Origin of the sequence: Burkholderia sp. Ac-20344, assembly GCF_017104975.1 — a bacterium.
Taxonomy (GTDB): domain Bacteria; phylum Pseudomonadota; class Gammaproteobacteria; order Burkholderiales; family Burkholderiaceae; genus Burkholderia.
This window is the reverse complement of record NZ_JAAGPP010000323.1, coordinates 1-2,447: the sequence shown is the minus strand read 5'-3', so window position 1 is coordinate 2,447 and position 2,447 is coordinate 1. Positions and strand designations below refer to the sequence as shown.

Annotated in this window: 2 protein-coding genes and 1 pseudogene; all 3 read right to left on the bottom strand. The window is 72.0% G+C overall.

Annotated features, from left to right (window positions below; genetic code table 11):
- Positions 1–631, bottom strand: a pseudogene (locus tag G3N64_RS38825) (flagellar hook-length control protein FliK); the annotation flags it as partial.
- A 31-nt stretch (positions 632–662) separates the two neighbouring features.
- On the bottom strand, positions 663–1,121 hold the full coding sequence (gene fliJ / locus G3N64_RS38820; RefSeq protein ID WP_205788858.1) for a flagellar export protein FliJ: 459 nt from the start codon (positions 1,119–1,121) through the stop codon (positions 663–665).
- A gap of 5 nt (positions 1,122–1,126) precedes the next feature.
- Positions 1,127–2,447: flagellar protein export ATPase FliI (gene fliI, locus G3N64_RS38815; RefSeq protein WP_205788857.1), on the bottom strand; the 1,321-nt coding region annotated here is incomplete at its 5' end.

Sequence of the window (2,447 nt, the reverse complement as noted above, 5' to 3'; positions counted from 1 at the left end):
CGGTGGCACCGGTCGAGGCGGTCGATGCCGGTGCCGCCGCCGTCGTGCCGGTCGCGGGCATCGCGATCGCACCCGAGCCGCCCGTCAGCCTGTCGAGTGCGGTTTGCAGCGCATCGCGGCCGGACGCCAGCGTGGCCGGCCGGGTGGCGGAGGCCGCGTCCCGGGCCGCGTGATCCGTCAGCGTGGCCGTGGCATCGGGCTGGCCGGATACGGCCGTCTTTTGCGCGGCGGCAGCGGCGGCAGTCGCAGCCGCATCGGCCGGTGTCGCGTTGTCCGTGCGCGCCTGCAGTTGCGCCTGCACGGCCGCGGCGGCCGCGAGCGCGGCGGCATCGGGGTTGGTGGCGGCGTTCGTGGTCGTATCGTCGGTCGCGTCGTCGTCATCGGTCGCGGACGGCTTCGTGCCGGCGGCCTGCTTCGACGAAGCCTGTGTCGTCGACGCATCCGGTGCGCCGGAATTCGACGCATCGCGACGCGTGCTGACGCTTTGCTTCAGCGTCTGTGCGAACGGCACGGCGCTCGTCGCGGTCGCGGCTTCGTTGCCGGCGGCGCCGGACGAACCCGAGCCGCGTGCGGCCTTGAGTGCGGTGCCGGCGGTGTCGAGCAGCGCGCCGAGCAGGGGCAGGGGAGGCATGACGGTTCTCTCGTTCGAATGCGGTGGTCGGTTACGACGAACGGGCCGCGTCGGCCCGCATGCGCAGGATCTTCGCGGCGTGTTCGTCGGCGTCGCGCTGTTCGCGCCGGGCGTCGCGCTTCGCTTCCTGCGCGACGCCGCGCGCCTGCAGGATTTCAAACGAGCCGACGGTGCGCTTCTTCTGTTGCCAGTTCGGGCGTGCTTCGTCGATGCGGACTTCGGCCGCCGCCAGCACGGTGCGCTGCTGCGCGATCGCGGCGTCGAGCGTGTCGATGAACGCCTGGAAATTGCGCCAGTTGCCGGCCGGCATCCCGTGCTGCGCGGATTGCGAGAAGCGCGCGTGGTATTCGTCGCGGTAGCGCAGCAGCGCGTCGAGCTGCTCGGCGGCCGCGGTGCGGTCGCGCTGCGCGGTGCCGAGCTGCTTCGCGGCGGAATCGAGATCTTCCTGCGCGCGGTCGAGCAGCAACTGAAGGGGAAAGCCGTGGGCCATCGGGATCAGCCTCCGTAAGCGTCGAACAGAGCATCGAGCCCGGCGAGGCTCGACGCGAACGGCGCGCATTCGCGAAAGCCTTGCTGCAGGAACGCCTCGATGCGCGGATAGAGCGCGATCGCGCGGTCGAGCTGCGCGTCGCGGCCGGGCGCGTACGCGCCGACCGCGATCAGGTCGCGATTGCGCTGGTAGCGCGACAGCATCTGCTTGAACTGCCGGACGTGGTCGAGGTGCTTTTCGTCGATCAGCGCGGTCATCGCGCGGCTGATCGACGCCTCGATGTCGATCGCCGGATAGTGGCCGGCCTCGGCGAGCGCACGTGACAGCACGACGTGGCCGTCGAGGATCGCGCGCGCCGAATCGGCGATCGGGTCCTGCTGGTCGTCGCCTTCGGTCAGCACCGTGTAGAACGCGGTGATCGAGCCGCCGCCTTCCGGCCCGTTGCCGGTGCGCTCGACGAGCGCCGGCAGCTTCGCGAACACCGACGGCGGGTAGCCCTTGGTCGCGGGCGGCTCGCCGATCGCCAGCGCGATCTCGCGCTGCGCCATCGCGTAGCGCGTCAGCGAATCCATCAGCAGCAGCACGTGCTTGCCCTGGTCGCGGAAATACTCGGCGAGCGATGTCGCGTAGGCCGCGCCCTGCATGCGCAGCAGCGGCGACACGTCGGCCGGCGCCGCGACGACGACCGAGCGCGCGAGCCCGTCCTCGCCGAGAATCTGTTCGATGAATTCCTTCACTTCGCGTCCGCGTTCGCCGATCAGCCCGATCACGATCACTTCCGCGCTCGTGTAGCGCGCCATCGTGCCGAGCAGCACCGACTTGCCGACGCCGGAGCCCGCGAACAGGCCCATCCGCTGCCCGCGGCCGACGGTGAGCAGCGCATTGATCGCGCGCACGCCGACGTCGAGCACGTGGTGGATCGGTTCGCGCTCGAGCGGGTTGATCGACGGCGCCGACAGCGGCGCGTCGACCTTCGACGCGAGCGGGCCGAGGCCGTCGAGCGGGCGGCCCGACGCGTCGACGACGCGCCCGAGCATCTCCCAGCCGACCGGCAGCCGCTTCGCGCCCGCGAGCGGATCGGCGACGGGCGCGCTTTCGAGCGGCCACACGCGCGCGCCGGGCAGGACGCCCGCGACGTCGGTGGTCGGCATCAGGAACAGGCGGTCGCCGGCGAAGCCGACGACTTCGGCTTGCGCGTGCGGCAGCGTGCTGCCCGGCGGCAGTTCGATCGTGCATTCGGCGCCGACCGACAGGCGCAGCCCGATCGCCTCGAGCACGAGGCCGGCCGCGCGCGTGAGGCGCACGCACGGCCGCAGCGGCAGCGCA

Coding starts and splice junctions, on each gene's coding strand:
- fliJ (WP_205788858.1), bottom strand. CDS start 1,121: ATGGCCCACGGCTTTCCCCTTCAGTTGCTGCTCGACCGCGCGCAGGAA.